The sequence below is a fragment of the Fictibacillus macauensis ZFHKF-1 genome (assembly GCF_000269865.1).
GTDB classification, from domain to species: Bacteria; Bacillota; Bacilli; order Bacillales; family Fictibacillaceae; genus Fictibacillus_C; species Fictibacillus_C macauensis.
Map to the genome: position 1 here is coordinate 102,163 of NZ_AKKV01000025.1, position 13,447 is coordinate 115,609.

A 13,447-nucleotide genomic window follows, 5' to 3' on the forward strand; every position below is an offset into this window, starting at 1 on the left:
CCTGCACAATCAAAACACCAATAGTATTGTAACATAAGCCTGTATTGGAAACAGAGTTTTTCATTTCACAATTTATATGATATGTTGTAAAAATAGCGAAAGTTTCGCTCGTATTATGATGGAAGCAGGTGTATGTAACACATGAAATATGATGTAATCGTAATCGGAGGAGGCCCTTCTGGTTTAATGGCTTCAGTGGCTGCCGCCTCAAATGGCGCGCGCGTTCTCCTTCTTGATAAAGGAGATAAACTAGGTCGAAAGCTGGCCATTTCAGGAGGAGGGCGCTGTAACGTTACGAATCGTCTCCCAGTAGATGAAATCATTCAACATATTCCCGGAAACGGCCGCTTTTTATATAGCGCTTTTTCCATTTTCAACAATGAACATATTATTGCTTTTTTCGAAGGCTTAGGCATTGCTTTAAAAGAAGAAGATAACGGGCGCATGTTTCCCGTTAGTAATAAAGCGAGCGATGTCGTCGCTGCCCTACTAAATAAAATCAAAGCACTAGGCGTGACTATTTGGAGTAATACTCCTGTAGAAACGATTCAATATGACGAAGAAGCTGTTACCGCTGTTGTGTTGAAAAACGGAACCGTACTACCAACCAAAGCTGTAATTGTTGCTGTTGGCGGCAAGTCTGTTCCTCATACCGGTTCAACAGGCGACGGCTATCATTGGGCAAAAAAAGCTGGCCATACGATTACCGACTTATATCCTACCGAAGTACCGATTACGTCAAAAGAAGCCTTTGTTACCTCTAAAACGTTACAAGGTCTTTCCTTACGAAACATTTCCTTATCGGTATGGAATCCAAAAGGAAAGCTCATTAAAGCACACAGTGGCGATATGATTTTCACGCACTTTGGCATTTCTGGACCAGCCGCCTTACGCTGTAGCCAATATGTTGTCAAAGCGCTCAAAAAATTCAAAACAACTACAATTTCGATGGCTGTTGATGCTTTTCCAGACAAACATGAAGAAACGCTGTTCCAAGAACTTAACGCACTCTTTAAAGATGAGCCGAAAAAAGCCCTTAAAAACGTGTTAAAAGGCATTGTACCTGAACGCTATCTTCTCTTTTTAGTAGAAAAAGCAGGATTATCTCCTGACGTTACAGGCGAACATTTACCAAAACAACACTTTCGTGACTTTGTAACACTACTTAAGAAGTTCACCTTTGAAGTCAATGGAACCTTATCCATAGAGAAAGCCTTCGTAACAGGTGGAGGTGTTTCCGTGAAAGAAATAGAACCGAAAACAATGGCTTCTAAGAAAAAAGCAGGATTATACTTCTGTGGAGAAGTGCTTGACTTGCATGGCTACACAGGAGGCTATAACATTACCGTCGCATTCGTTACCGGACATCTTGCCGGAACGAACGCTGCACAACACTAAAGCAAGAGAAGAGTCTGGGACAGCACATAAAAAATGGCTTCATCATCCGTTTCGGTGATCAAGCCATTTTTTTATGTCGTGCGTATATAAGCAGCCATCGAATGCACCAAAAATTGGAATAGAGAGCAAACTCTTCTGTAAACACGCGGGGACCAGATCCGTTCGCGCGCAGGAGACCCCGATTCGCGCGCAGACCAAGTCCGTTCGCGCGCAGGAGTCCTCGATTCGCGCGCAGAGCAGGTCCGTTCGCGCGCAGGAGCCCCCGATTCGTGCGCAGACCAGGTCCGTTCGCGCGCAGGGGCCCTCGATTCGCGCGCAGACCAGGTAAATTGCTTCCAACAACGTAGGTAAAGGATGAAAAATAGAGAAAATGAAGAGATTATCTCGTAAATACGCTCAAAAATGAGAAGAAAGAGCGTAAAAGCTCTTCAATGATGACGAAAAGAGTAAAGCGCACAAGAGATTCCGATTCGCGAGCGGAAGCCCTCGATACGCGCGCAACCAAATCAATTCCCCGCATGCGCAACGAAACAGAGGAAGGTTTGTTTCCCAATCTTTCCTTTTACGTAGAGCGATATAAAATAAGCGCCGAATAACAATAAATCGTCGGTTCATCATCGCGCCTTAAACTATCACTTACCGCCACGCGATATTGCACATCTCGAATGCGCGATTCTGGCACACTCTCCAAAAATGCATTCACCGCTTCTTCTAAATCAGCTTCATGCTCTTCATCAAAAATCTTCACCTTCAACATCGCCCCACCCCTTTCATGAGTAACTATTTTCCACACATTAGTTAAAAATCCCTTGAAACTTCTATAAGAAAAAAACTGTTTTCCCATTGAGGTGATTTCTTAAAGCTAAAGGACCTCTACTCCACGGTTACTACAAGTGCAGGAACTCGCGAAAAATATATTTGCATATGGTGGTGGCTAGCTTGACCTTGTCGTGTAACAAAGAACTACAAAAAATTCGCTCTCGAAAAAAACGGCCATGCCTATGGTGAAAAGACTGTATTTCCTATTCCTATAAAGCCATCACTCACTTAACCTCACAACACTTTAATAAACCTGGAATTAGCTCTGGTTTTTGGTTGTACCTAAAAGCAAAAACATCTTGAATTGTTAGAATAGCATACCAAGAATTTTCAATTTGCTTAGTAAAAATCTCCCTATCATAAATCAAATCAATTTTAAGTCTTTTATCAACTTTTATTGATTTCGATAATTCCTTATAAACCGTATTCATTCCATCTGCATCAAATATACCCTCAATGGCTATCCTTCCATAAATTCCATTCCACCAAGCTAAAAAGGACGTAACACTTTCTGAATATCCGAAAACACCTTTTTCATTGTCTTCAAATAATCGTTGGAATAAAGCTTTGTCCGAATCCAATATTCCATAATGGTCATACTGATCATTACAAAAGTTATGATGTACCACTACTTCCCAAACTTCTTGAAAAATTTGTTCAAATCCATCATCTAAAATTCCCCATTTTGAACGATCTAAGTACGGAAATAAAGGATTTTCATCTTCACTTCTGCTGTTCAACACTATGTTTTGCATATAGATTAAATAATTTAACGAGAAAGGTGCATTGACTCCTATTTCAAAACTACTGTGTACTCTATCTTGATTTTTCATTTAAACACGCCTCCAACAATTATTTTGTTGCACTGCTTCACTCACAATCAGAATACACATCTCTTTATACAATACCATAAAAGTAAAAATATACCATATTTTAAAAAGCATATAAAAAAAGAGACGCAGTCAATCGACCACATCTCTTCTCCATTTATTCCGCTTCGTTATAGGCTAGCATTCCGCCTGTCATGTTTTTTACCGTATAACCGTGATCGAGAAGGAAGTACGCAACATTTTCACTGCGTTTTCCTGAGCGACACACGATAATGTGTTCTTTGTCCGCATCAATTTCTGACAAACGGCTTGGTACATCCATCATTTTAATATGAACCGCTTCTTCAATCATGCCTTCCGCTACTTCTTCATCTTCACGAACGTCAATTAAAGAAAGTTCTTCTCCCTTTTTTAAACGTTCCTTTACTTCTTGTGCTGTAATTGTTCCTAATTCCATCGTTAAACAGCCTCGCTTTCTTTTTTTAGTTAGCTACGATATTAACAAGCTTACCAGGAATGGCAATGACTTTACGGACCGTCTTGCCTTCAATGCTTGCTTGAACAGCTTCTTGCTCCATAGCGACTTGTTCCATCGCCTCTTTCGTTACATCGCGGGCAACCGATAGCTTCGCCTTTACTTTACCGTTCACTTGAATGACAATCTCTACTTCGTTTTCAACAAGTTTTGCCTCATCCCATACTGGCCATGCTGCATAAGCAATCGTTTCACTGTGACCAAGCTTTTCCCATAATTCTTCGGTCATGTGAGGGGCAATTGGTGACAATAGCTTCACAAAGCCTTCCATTAGTTCTTTCGGCAAGACCTCTTGTTTGTTGGCTTCATTTACAAATACCATGAGTTGTGAAATACCTGTATTAAAGCGAAGACCTTCGTAATCCTCGGTTACTTTTTTCACCGTTTGATGATACACACGTTGGAATGAAGCCTCTCCAGCTGTTTCTTGGATGCGTGCATTGAGCTCACCGTTTTCTTGAATAAATAAGCGCCATACACGATCGAGGAAACGACGAGAGCCATCTAAACCATTTGTGCTCCAAGCAATCGATGCATCAAGCGGCCCCATAAACATTTCATACATGCGAAGTGTATCTGCTCCATGAGAAGCGACGATTTCATCCGGATTCACGACGTTTCCTTTTGATTTACTCATCTTCTCATTGTTTTCACCAAGAATCATACCTTGGTTAAAGAGACGTTGGAACGGCTCTTTTGTCGGCACAACACCTAGATCAAACAACACTTTATGCCAAAAACGAGCATAAAGCAAGTGAAGTACTGCATGTTCTGCACCACCGATGTACATATCAACCGGCAACCAATGCTTCACTTTCTCTGGATCCGCTAGTTGTTCTGTGTTGTTCGGGTCGATATAGCGCAAGTAATACCAGCAGCTTCCTGCCCATTGTGGCATCGTATTCGTTTCACGACGTCCTTTCTTACCGGTGACAGGATCAACAACATTGACCCAGTCTGCAACATTCGCTAATGGAGACTCACCCGTTCCAGACGGTCTAATTTCCTCTACTTCAGGTAAACGAAGAGGTAGTTCTTCTTCTGCAATGTGTGTCATTGTGCCATCTTCCCAAATAATAATTGGAATTGGCTCACCCCAATAACGCTGACGAGAGAATAACCAATCACGTAAGCGATACGTAATCTTCTTTTCTCCTTTTTTCTCGGCTTGCAGCCAGTTATTCATCTTTTCGATGGCTTCTTCTTTCATTAAACCATTTAAGAAATCAGAATTCACATGAGCTCCATCACCAGTGAATGCTGCTTCTTGTACATTGCCGCCAGCTACGACTTCTACAATTGGCAACTCAAAAGCTTGAGCAAACTCATGATCGCGCTCATCATGACCAGGCACCGCCATAATCGCTCCTGTTCCGTACGTTGCGAGCACATAATCTGCAATCCAAATCGGAACTTGTTGACCTGTTACTGGATGGATACCATATGCGCCTGTAAACACACCTGTTTTTTCTTTCGCAAGCTCGGTGCGCTCTAGATCGGACTTTGTCGCTACAGCATTTTTGTACTGTTGAACGGCTTCGCGCTGCGCATCCGTCGTAATGTCGTCAACGTACGCATGCTCTGGTGCCAATACTAAGTAGGTTGCACCAAATAACGTATCAGGACGCGTTGTAAATACCGTTACTTGCTTGTCATGACCGTCAATCGCAAAATGTACTTCTGCTCCTTCTGATCGGCCAATCCAGTTGCGTTGCATTTCTTTCAAGCTATCTGGCCAGTCTAGTTCGTCTAGATCTTCTAACAAGCGATCAGCATATGCCGTAATCTTAAGCATCCATTGTCTCATCGGTTTACGAACGACTGGATGTCCACCACGCTCACTCTTACCATCAATAACTTCTTCATTCGCAAGAACTGTACCAAGCGCTTCGCACCAGTTTACAGGTACTTCATCTACATATGCGAGACCTTTTTTATACAATTGGATAAAAATCCACTGTGTCCACTTGTAATAGTCTGGATCGGTTGTATTCACTTCACGATCCCAATCATAAGAAAAACCTAACTCTTGAATTTGACGACGAAACGTTTGAATATTTTTTTCAGTAAACTCAGCTGGATCATTCCCAGTATCAAGCGCATATTGCTCAGCTGGAAGGCCGAACGCATCCCAACCCATTGGATGAAGAACGTTATAACCTTGCATTCGCTTCATACGCGAAAGAATATCGGTCGCAGTATAGCCTTCAGGATGGCCTACATGTAAGCCTGCTCCTGATGGGTAAGGAAACATATCAAGCGCGTAAAATTTCTTTTTACCAAGCTCATCTTCTGTTTTAAAGGTTTTGTGTTCTTGCCAATAACGTTGCCACTTCGGCTCTAGCGTTCTGTGATTATAATGCATCTTTTTCTTCCTCCTAATAGCCTTAACATCGCTGCCAAGACAAAATAAAAAACCTTCCATCCCTAAAATCGTTCTTTAGGGACGAAAGGTTATGCTTCTACAACATACTTCCGCGGTACCACCCACATTAGCGCTACTAAGCGCTCGCTTATCAACCCTTAACGCGGGGAAACGGCAAAAGCTACAGTAATTCTGTTCACTCATGCAGCTACAAGAGGTGAGTTCAAAAAGGATTCGGGTTGACTTGCACCGACCGTCAACTCTCTATTTTCGCCGTGGCCTTCTCTACTATTCCTTGTCATCGCTGATTGGTTCTATTTAATTTGTATTGTATGAAGGTTTGCGGTGATTGTCAAGTATCGTTAGAAAAATAAGGCAAAACACTAATGCCTTCTACACTCTTACTATTACCAACAGCGTCTTTACGTAAACAACCCGCGCACAAATTGATTTATAACATTCATTACGCTCGGAATAATGTTCGATAAAATGGGGTTTAGCGTATAATTTTTCAGGGGCGTTACGAGTAATACTAGAAATACTAATACACCTACATATTCATATTGAATCATACGTTTGCGAATATAATCTGGTGCTAAGTCTTCTAAGATGCGATAGCCATCTAATGGCGGTACAGGTAACAAGTTAAAGACGAATAACATGACATTCATATAAAACATCATCGACAGCAAGCGTTGGACAAATTCAGCGAGTGAATCGGGCATTTGCGCTAACAAGCCGGTAAAAGCAAGCACATATAAAAAAGCAATCGTAAGCGTTGCTAACAGTAGATTACTAAGCGGACCTGCAATGGAAACAAAAATACTGTATAAATGCGGATGCTTAAATTGACGGCGATCCACTAATACAGGACGTGCCCAGCCAAACCCCGCAATTAATAAAAGAATCGTTCCAATTGGATCAAGGTGTCGCACTGGTGATAACGTTAAGCGCCCCATATTTTTCGGAGTCGAATCACCACACCAATGGGCAACAATGGCATGCGCAAATTCGTGAACGGTAAACGCTAGAATGAGAGCAATAATAACAAAAGGTAATTGATCTAAATTAAATGCAAAATAGTTATCCATGAAATCCCCTATCTCAACCCGTTTTTTTCATATAATTAGCTTTCGTTGGCAACACACGATCATAGAGTAGCGTCAGCACAATGCTGATCACAAACAAGCCTATTAGTACAATAAAAACAATATTCATTCCCCAAATGTCAGCAATCATGCCTCCAAATAGCGGACCAATCATTCTTCCAGCTGTGGCTGTACTATTTACCACACCTTGATAAAAGCCAGTTTTCCCTTTTGGTGCCAGATCATTTGCAATGGAAGGCACAGCCGGCCAAACGAACATTTCTCCAAGCGTTAAAATAATCATCGCTGCTAGGAAACCCGGAAACTCATGAACATAGCCTGCTAACCAAAAAGAGATCATAAAAATAACATAACCTGTTAAAATTTGTTTTTTTACCGACGTAATCCACTTTTTTACGATAAAAGCTAATACTGGTTGCAAGAGGACAATTAACGCTCCATTTACCGTCCATAACAGACTATATAACCGTTTAGAAACGCCTGCTTCTTGTGTATAAACGGCAATTGTTGATTGCCACTGCACATAGCTCATCCAAGCAAGCAAATAGCCGCCACATAAAATGAGCAGCGCGATAAACACCGTATTCTTTTTCATTTTCTTTGAAACTTCCGTCGCGCGTTGAGCGCTCACACTATCATTTTTCATCGCAAAACTGCGAAATCCAAAGATTGCCAATAGAAGAAACACCCCGGATAAAATCGCATTGCCAATAAAGGACCATTGAAAAGAATAAGAAGCGGCAAATCCTCCCCCGGCAGCTCCTAACGCAACGCCGACGTTTTGAGCGACATAAATGCTATTAAATGCTTTGCGTCCTCCTTCTTTCCAAAGTGTTCCCGCTAAAGCGTACATAGCTGGAAACGTTACACCACTTCCAAATCCAATAATGGCTAATAGTACACTATAGATCGTAAAGTCATGATAGAGGACGAGCAAGAGCAGACACGCTAAATTAATCGAGGCTCCAGCCACAATCGTCTTATATCCTCCAAATTTATCAAAAAGAGAGCCACCTACTAGATTACCAAGCACGCCTGCTCCAGAATTAAATAGCAGAACGATGCCGGCAACCGTCATCGACTTTCCTAAATATTCATGAATGTAGATCGTATTGATTGGCCATAAAAAAGACGTACCTGTTACGTTAAGCGCCATAGCTATAACAAGTATCCATAATGATTTTGGCACAGAAATCTCCTCCATTCCCTTCTGTATTGTATTTCTTTTCAGTAAGCACCGCAATGCTAAAACATGCTAAAATGGCTTGAGGCTTCTTTTTCAAAGCCGCTGCAATTGGTTTTTTAGCATAAAGGAGAATAAATCATGCGACAAACACCACCACTTCATTTTGGTGATAAACGGTACTATACATGGAATACCCATTTGAAAGCTCATTTTCAGGAAAAAATCATAAAAATCCCGCTAGATGGCGGTTTTGATTGCCCTAATCGAGATGGAAAAGTAGCCTTTGGCGGCTGTACATTTTGTTCACAACGCGGCTCTGGAGACTTTGCCGGCAGCCGAGCAGAAGATGTGATGACACAATTTCATACCGTCAAAGAACGTATGACAAAGAAATGGAAAAAAGGAAAATACATCGCCTATTTCCAAGCTTTTTCAAACACGTATGCACCGGTTGAAACGTTAAAAGCTATGTACGAGACGGTTCTTCAAGAGCAAGATGTCGTTGGGTTAGCGATTGCTACGCGCCCTGACTGTTTGCCTCCAGATGTCGTTGCGTATTTAGCTGAATTAAATAAAAAAACATACCTGTGGGTAGAGCTAGGCTTACAAACCGTTCACGAACAAACAGCTACGCTCATTAATCGCGCTCATTCATTTGACGTATATGTTGAAGGTGTTCAAAAGCTTCGCAAGCATAATATCGCCGTCTGCAGCCACATTATTAATGGCTTGCCGCAAGAAACACCAGAAATGATGCTCGAAACCGCTAAAGCAGTAGCAAACTTAGACGTTCAAGGAATTAAGATTCACTTGCTACACCTTCTCAAGAAAACGCCAATGGTGAAACAATATGAACAAGGCTTACTCGATTTTCTTGATTTTGAAACGTATATTCAAATCGTATGCGATCAATTAGAAGTGTTACCTCCTCACATGATGATTCATCGTCTAACTGGTGACGGACCCGCGGATCTCTTAATCGGTCCAATGTGGAGCACAAATAAATGGAATGTATTAAACAGCATTGACCGCGAATTAGAGCGACGCCAAAGCTATCAAGGGAAGCATTATCAAGGAAAGGAATTATAGATTATGAACGTTCAAGGAATTTTACCGTTTACGCGAACATTGCTGCAATCCGTCTGTCACGAAGGAGAGATCGCGGTAGACGGCACATGCGGCAATGGTCATGATACGCTTTTTCTAGCCAACCTTGTCGGTGAAACAGGACACGTCTATGGCTTTGATGTTCAGGAGCAAGCCATTGCTGTCACGACCGAGCGCCTAGAAGCCGCTTCCCTTCTCAAGCGGGTTACACTCTTTCAACAAGGTCATCATCAACTAGAACACCTTCTGCCTGCTGATGCTAAAGGGCGCGTTGCCTGCGCTGTTTTTAACCTTGGCTACTTACCTGGTAGCGATAAAGCAATCGTAACGAAAGGTGAAACGACGATCCTAGCGGTAAAACAGCTACTAACTTATCTAAAAGAAGGTGGCATCATCGTCTTAGTCATATATCATGGTCATGAAGGCGGACGTGAAGAAAAAGAAGCCGTCTTACAGTTTGCACGCAATCTTCCGCAAAAGGAAGCGCACGTCTTGCAATACGGCTTTATTAATCAAAGCAATACCCCACCATTTATTGTGGCGATCGAAAAACGAGGATAACGTCATTCACTAAAAAAAGGGTTCGCATCACCAATGACGCGGACCCTTTTTACGGTTACACAGACGGTTTAAACCGTTGCATGAGTTTACGATTCATATAAAAGAACAACGTAGTCGAACCACCGAAGCGGCGAATTTTTAGCGCAGCTCGATGAATTTCCGGTGTGCTTTTCACTTTTTCATCTGCCAAATAAATGCCTAGTAAACCACGATTGATTAACTTATGAAACTTTGCATCCGGTAACGCATTAATACTTTGATCAGCCTGTCGCACAAAATGACGAAAGCGTTCAACCATGCGTGATGCATCTTCATAATACGTACAAAAATTCAAATCCCCACCAAGGCGATCTTCCTCTTGGTCCACAAAGTAATCAAGCAAGATATGAAGACCTTGTACCCATGGAAAATAACCTTCCTTAACCGCTTGTACATGTTCTTTTGATAGCTCTTGTTGCGCTGCATACGATACTAAACAAAAAATACCAAGCGTCGAACCCGCACATGCTGAAAATTCATACCAGCTCATCGGCGGCAAGCTAGACTTATGTTTCTCAAACCACGCTTCTAAGCGACCAATTCGCTCTTCAATGACGACGTGTTTATGAATTTGCAAGTCACAATAATAACGAGCAAGCTCAATTAATTCTTCTGCAATGCACTCATAGTGTGGCAAACGTTGCAGCACCCGCTGACACGTTTCCACAAGCTGCCACAAATAACCACCATCATCTTGATCTTCACGCAAACGATAATAATTTTGTCGCTTTGCTCCCGGTGTTAAGGCATGAAGCATCGCTTCATGTAACGCTTCAAAATCCAATGGATCAAGCGATGTACTACGATCGCATAAGTTATCTAAATAATCGCTAATCGTTTGATACGCAACGATAAACTCAATTACTTCATTCCGTCTACTTCCAGCCAAGAGCGCTAATATACCGCCACCTTGACAATGAAATTCCTTCGTATCAATACTCATCAAAGCTTGTTTTCGCAATTCTTCATTTGGAATTTTTTCAGCGCGTTCACGCCATTGCTCCAAATAAAAGGCAACATCGGGCAGAACATGACGATAGATGCGGTACATTAAAGCCCAAGGTTGATTCGGTACACTCATTCATTCCACCCCTATAGTAATAGTAAAAACGTATCTGTATCCTACAATAAACGTTGAAAATAACAGAGCACATCGTTAAACACGTCTTCGCGCTCTGGTTCATTTAACAATTCATGATACAAGCCGGGATACTCTTTATATAGTTTATCACTGTGTCCCACTTCCTTAAACCAATTATACACTGACGATTTTTCAACAATTTTATCATCGCCCGCTTGCATGACGAAAAGTGGTATTTCTGGAAAATGAGCCGCGTGCGCATGTGCATTCGTCATCGCTTCTACAAGTTCACGATACCAACGAACGGACACCGCCTCAACAAGCAAAGGATCTTGTTCATCTCGCGCCAAAACCATCTGATTGCGTGTTTTATTTTGCGGCTTAAGTCCGGCATGAAAGCGAACGGTAGGAAGGGTTACATTTAAGATGCGCGATAAGCGATCTAACCCTTTATTGATCGGATGATAAAGAGCAAGACATGGTGAGGACAACGCAACGGCTCTTATCGCATCGACGACCGGTGGTTCTTTCATAACGGTTGTAATAACGGCTAACCCACCCATACTATGTCCAAACAAAAATACTGGTAAAGAATACTCTTGCGCTTCTAGCACCCATTGTTTAATCGTATCTACGTATTGTGCAAAAGAGGAAATATGTCCTCTTCGTCCTGTCGTCCGTCCTTGACCCGGCAAATCACCCGTTACGACATGAAAGCCATGGCTCTGCCATTGTTGTCTAACCCACTCATATCTTCCATGATGCTCTCCTGCACCATGCACGATGACAACCGTTCCAACAGGTTGTCCGACCGCTTTTTCTGTAATCATAACGACCGCTCCTTCTCCATTTTTTAGCATGCTTTCGTATGGTATGATGACGGTATGAACGGAACTAACACTAGAATAGGAAGTGACTGTATGATTTATCCATTTCATGACAAACACCCTGCCATTGCAAAAACTGCTTTTATTGCAGACTATGTGACCATTACTGGTGACGTTGAAATTGGGGAGTATAGCTCCATTTGGTTTAATACGAGCATTCGTGGTGATGTGTCTAAAACGATCATTGGCAATAACGTCAATGTACAAGATAATTCTGTCTTGCATCAAAGTCCCAATGCACCGCTTATTCTTGAAGACGGCGTTACTGTAGGACATAGCGTGATTTTACATAGCAGTATCATTCGTAAAAACGCACTTATCGGCATGGGCTCACTCATTTTAGATGGAGCTGAGATCGGGGAAGGCGCGTTTATTGGCGCCGGTAGCCTCGTTCCACCTGGAAAAGTCATTCCACCTCACAGCCTTGCTTTTGGGCGTCCAGCAAAAGTGATTCGTGCTTTAACAGAAGAAGATGTAGCGGATATGAATCGCATTCGCCGTGAATATAACGAAAAGGGGCAATATTATAAATCGCTGCAAAAAAAATAAGTTACGCTCTTACAAAGCGAAGAAGATGACCTTCTGGATCACTAAGAAGTAAAGCCTGTGCTTCCATCGTATAGGCAATTCCAAAGTGATCCAGTCTTCGTTTTATAGACGTATCATCCATACCACTAATGGTCACCTCTGTATGCGCAATCGCCCCTTTTTGTTCCGCTACTTCTAAAATCATTTCACCTAACTCATACCATGCGCCTGGGTAATTCAGTTGCGGGCGACGTTTACACATCTCAAATCCTAACAACCCTTCATAGAAGTAAAGCGCTTGCTTTAAACTGCGCACGTGTAAGGTACAGCAAGCTGTCTCCATCATTTTACAATCTCTCTCCCATCATATCACAAAGTCTAAATAGTCTTCCTCTATATAGCGTATTACAGTACCGCCTACCTATGCCTAGAAATCACGGAAACTGTCATATTCTTAACGGTCATTCCATACGGTGATAAGAGTATAAAAATATGGGAGGTGTGTCTGTGAAACGAATGAAAGAATATACACCCTATCACAGCCCCAATGATCCTTGTCCACCGATTGGAAAGAAGTATTATAGTACGCCACCACAGCTTTATATCCCTTTTCAACCAGCAAACTTACCACAATACTCACCGAAAGAAGCGCTCGCAAAAGGAACGCTTTGGCCTGCTTTTTACGATTATTATGACAATCCGTATCGACAAAGGGGGAACTAAACGTCATGCCTACAAGTATGCCTGATGACTATTATCGGTTATTACATGATTTGCAGGCAGTCGATTTTGTGTTAGTAGAACTCACACTCTACTTAGACACCCATCCAACCGATGAAGAAGCAGTCAAGCAATTCAATCATTATAGTAGCGAGCGAAAGAAATTAAAAAAACAAATCGAACGTTCCTACGGGCCGCTGCAACAATACGGCAATAGCTATTCTGCTACTGACAAGTGGAATTGGAGTGACGGTCCGTGGCCGTGGCAAGTTTAATGTAAGA

Annotated in this window: 15 protein-coding genes and 1 other annotated feature; of the genes, 6 read left to right on the forward strand and 9 right to left on the reverse strand. The window is 42.1% G+C overall.

The window, feature by feature from the left end:
* Positions 1–141 precede the first annotated feature (141 nt).
* Positions 142–1,398 (forward strand): BaiN/RdsA family NAD(P)/FAD-dependent oxidoreductase, encoded by a 1,257-nt coding sequence (locus A374_RS09785; RefSeq protein ID WP_007202044.1) that lies wholly within the window; start codon positions 142–144, stop codon positions 1,396–1,398.
* A 562-nt stretch (positions 1,399–1,960) separates the two neighbouring features.
* Here the strand turns inward: A374_RS09785 and A374_RS09790 are convergent.
* The 6 genes from A374_RS09790 to A374_RS09815 form a co-directional block, all read right to left on the reverse strand.
* Positions 1,961–2,155 carry a sporulation protein Cse60 gene (locus tag A374_RS09790; protein WP_007202045.1) on the reverse strand — a complete coding sequence of 65 codons (195 nt, stop codon included), beginning with the start codon at positions 2,153–2,155 and terminating at the stop codon, positions 1,961–1,963.
* A gap of 286 nt (positions 2,156–2,441) precedes the next feature.
* On the reverse strand, positions 2,442–3,050 hold the full coding sequence (locus A374_RS09795) for a hypothetical protein (protein ID WP_007202046.1): 609 nt from the start codon (positions 3,048–3,050) through the stop codon (positions 2,442–2,444).
* Positions 3,051–3,204: 154 nt separating this feature from the next.
* Complete coding sequence (locus tag A374_RS09800) at positions 3,205–3,504, reverse strand: rhodanese-like domain-containing protein (RefSeq protein WP_007202047.1); 300 nt, start codon at positions 3,502–3,504, stop codon at positions 3,205–3,207.
* A 25-nt stretch (positions 3,505–3,529) separates the two neighbouring features.
* Positions 3,530–5,947, reverse strand: coding sequence for a leucine--tRNA ligase (leuS, locus tag A374_RS09805; RefSeq protein ID WP_007202048.1), 2,418 nt, complete (start codon positions 5,945–5,947; stop codon positions 3,530–3,532).
* A gap of 74 nt (positions 5,948–6,021) precedes the next feature.
* Positions 6,022–6,258, reverse strand: a binding site (T-box leader).
* A 111-nt stretch (positions 6,259–6,369) separates the two neighbouring features.
* Complete coding sequence (locus A374_RS09810; RefSeq protein WP_007202049.1) at positions 6,370–7,038, reverse strand: site-2 protease family protein; 669 nt, start codon at positions 7,036–7,038, stop codon at positions 6,370–6,372.
* Between the two features lie 13 nt (positions 7,039–7,051).
* On the reverse strand, positions 7,052–8,245 hold the full coding sequence (locus tag A374_RS09815; protein ID WP_007202050.1) for an MDR family MFS transporter: 1,194 nt from the start codon (positions 8,243–8,245) through the stop codon (positions 7,052–7,054).
* Between the two features lie 135 nt (positions 8,246–8,380).
* Between A374_RS09815 and mnmL the strand changes: the two genes are divergently transcribed.
* Both mnmL and mnmM read left to right on the forward strand, forming a co-directional pair.
* Positions 8,381–9,331, forward strand: coding sequence for a tRNA modification radical SAM protein MnmL/YtqA (mnmL, locus tag A374_RS09820; RefSeq protein WP_007202051.1), 951 nt, complete (start codon positions 8,381–8,383; stop codon positions 9,329–9,331).
* Between the two features lie 3 nt (positions 9,332–9,334).
* Entirely contained in the window at positions 9,335–9,910 is a 576-nt protein-coding gene (gene mnmM / locus A374_RS09825) for a tRNA 5-(aminomethyl)-2-thiouridylate-methyltransferase MnmM (protein WP_007202052.1), read from the forward strand.
* Positions 9,911–9,965: 55 nt separating this feature from the next.
* On the opposite strand, the gene A374_RS09830 is transcribed toward mnmM, so the two are convergent.
* Together A374_RS09830 and A374_RS09835 are read right to left on the reverse strand one after the other, a co-directional pair.
* Positions 9,966–11,030: a tetraprenyl-beta-curcumene synthase family protein gene (locus A374_RS09830; protein ID WP_007202053.1), complete on the reverse strand. Its 1,065-nt coding sequence runs from the start codon at positions 11,028–11,030 to the stop codon at positions 9,966–9,968.
* Positions 11,031–11,071: 41 nt separating this feature from the next.
* Positions 11,072–11,968 carry an alpha/beta hydrolase gene (locus A374_RS09835; protein WP_007202054.1) on the reverse strand — a complete coding sequence of 299 codons (897 nt, stop codon included), beginning with the start codon at positions 11,966–11,968 and terminating at the stop codon, positions 11,072–11,074.
* Here A374_RS09835 and A374_RS09840 point away from each other — a divergent pair.
* On the forward strand, positions 11,951–12,466 hold the full coding sequence (locus tag A374_RS09840; protein WP_007202055.1) for a gamma carbonic anhydrase: 516 nt from the start codon (positions 11,951–11,953) through the stop codon (positions 12,464–12,466). The genes A374_RS09835 and A374_RS09840 overlap by 18 nt on opposite strands.
* A 1-nt stretch (position 12,467) precedes the next feature.
* Here the strand turns inward: A374_RS09840 and A374_RS19540 are convergent, their stop codons facing one another.
* On the reverse strand, positions 12,468–12,791 hold the full coding sequence (locus tag A374_RS19540; RefSeq protein ID WP_007202056.1) for a VOC family protein: 324 nt from the start codon (positions 12,789–12,791) through the stop codon (positions 12,468–12,470).
* Positions 12,792–12,937: 146 nt separating this feature from the next.
* Here A374_RS19540 and A374_RS09850 point away from each other — a divergent pair, with 146 nt between their 5' ends.
* Both A374_RS09850 and A374_RS09855 read left to right on the forward strand, forming a co-directional pair.
* Entirely contained in the window at positions 12,938–13,168 is a 231-nt protein-coding gene (locus A374_RS09850) for a spore coat associated protein CotJA (protein WP_040340498.1), read from the forward strand.
* Positions 13,169–13,173: 5 nt separating this feature from the next.
* On the forward strand, positions 13,174–13,440 hold the full coding sequence (locus A374_RS09855) for a spore coat protein CotJB (protein WP_007202058.1): 267 nt from the start codon (positions 13,174–13,176) through the stop codon (positions 13,438–13,440).
* The last annotated feature ends 7 nt before the right edge of the window (positions 13,441–13,447 follow it).

Coding starts and splice junctions, on each gene's coding strand:
- A374_RS09810 (WP_007202049.1), bottom strand. CDS start 7,038: ATGGATAACTATTTTGCATTTAATTTAGATCAATTACCTTTTGTTATT.
- A374_RS09855 (WP_007202058.1), top strand. CDS start 13,174: ATGCCTACAAGTATGCCTGATGACTATTATCGGTTATTACATGATTTG.
- A374_RS09800 (WP_007202047.1), bottom strand. CDS start 3,504: ATGGAATTAGGAACAATTACAGCACAAGAAGTAAAGGAACGTTTAAAA.
- A374_RS09835 (WP_007202054.1), bottom strand. CDS start 11,968: ATGAAATGGATAAATCATACAGTCACTTCCTATTCTAGTGTTAGTTCC.
- mnmL (WP_007202051.1), top strand. CDS start 8,381: ATGCGACAAACACCACCACTTCATTTTGGTGATAAACGGTACTATACA.
- A374_RS09790 (WP_007202045.1), bottom strand. CDS start 2,155: ATGTTGAAGGTGAAGATTTTTGATGAAGAGCATGAAGCTGATTTAGAA.
- mnmM (WP_007202052.1), top strand. CDS start 9,335: ATGAACGTTCAAGGAATTTTACCGTTTACGCGAACATTGCTGCAATCC.
- A374_RS09850 (WP_040340498.1), top strand. CDS start 12,938: ATGGGAGGTGTGTCTGTGAAACGAATGAAAGAATATACACCCTATCAC.
- A374_RS09830 (WP_007202053.1), bottom strand. CDS start 11,030: ATGAGTGTACCGAATCAACCTTGGGCTTTAATGTACCGCATCTATCGT.
- A374_RS09785 (WP_007202044.1), top strand. CDS start 142: ATGAAATATGATGTAATCGTAATCGGAGGAGGCCCTTCTGGTTTAATG.
- A374_RS19540 (WP_007202056.1), bottom strand. CDS start 12,791: ATGATGGAGACAGCTTGCTGTACCTTACACGTGCGCAGTTTAAAGCAA.
- leuS (WP_007202048.1), bottom strand. CDS start 5,947: ATGCATTATAATCACAGAACGCTAGAGCCGAAGTGGCAACGTTATTGG.
- A374_RS09840 (WP_007202055.1), top strand. CDS start 11,951: ATGATTTATCCATTTCATGACAAACACCCTGCCATTGCAAAAACTGCT.
- A374_RS09795 (WP_007202046.1), bottom strand. CDS start 3,050: ATGAAAAATCAAGATAGAGTACACAGTAGTTTTGAAATAGGAGTCAAT.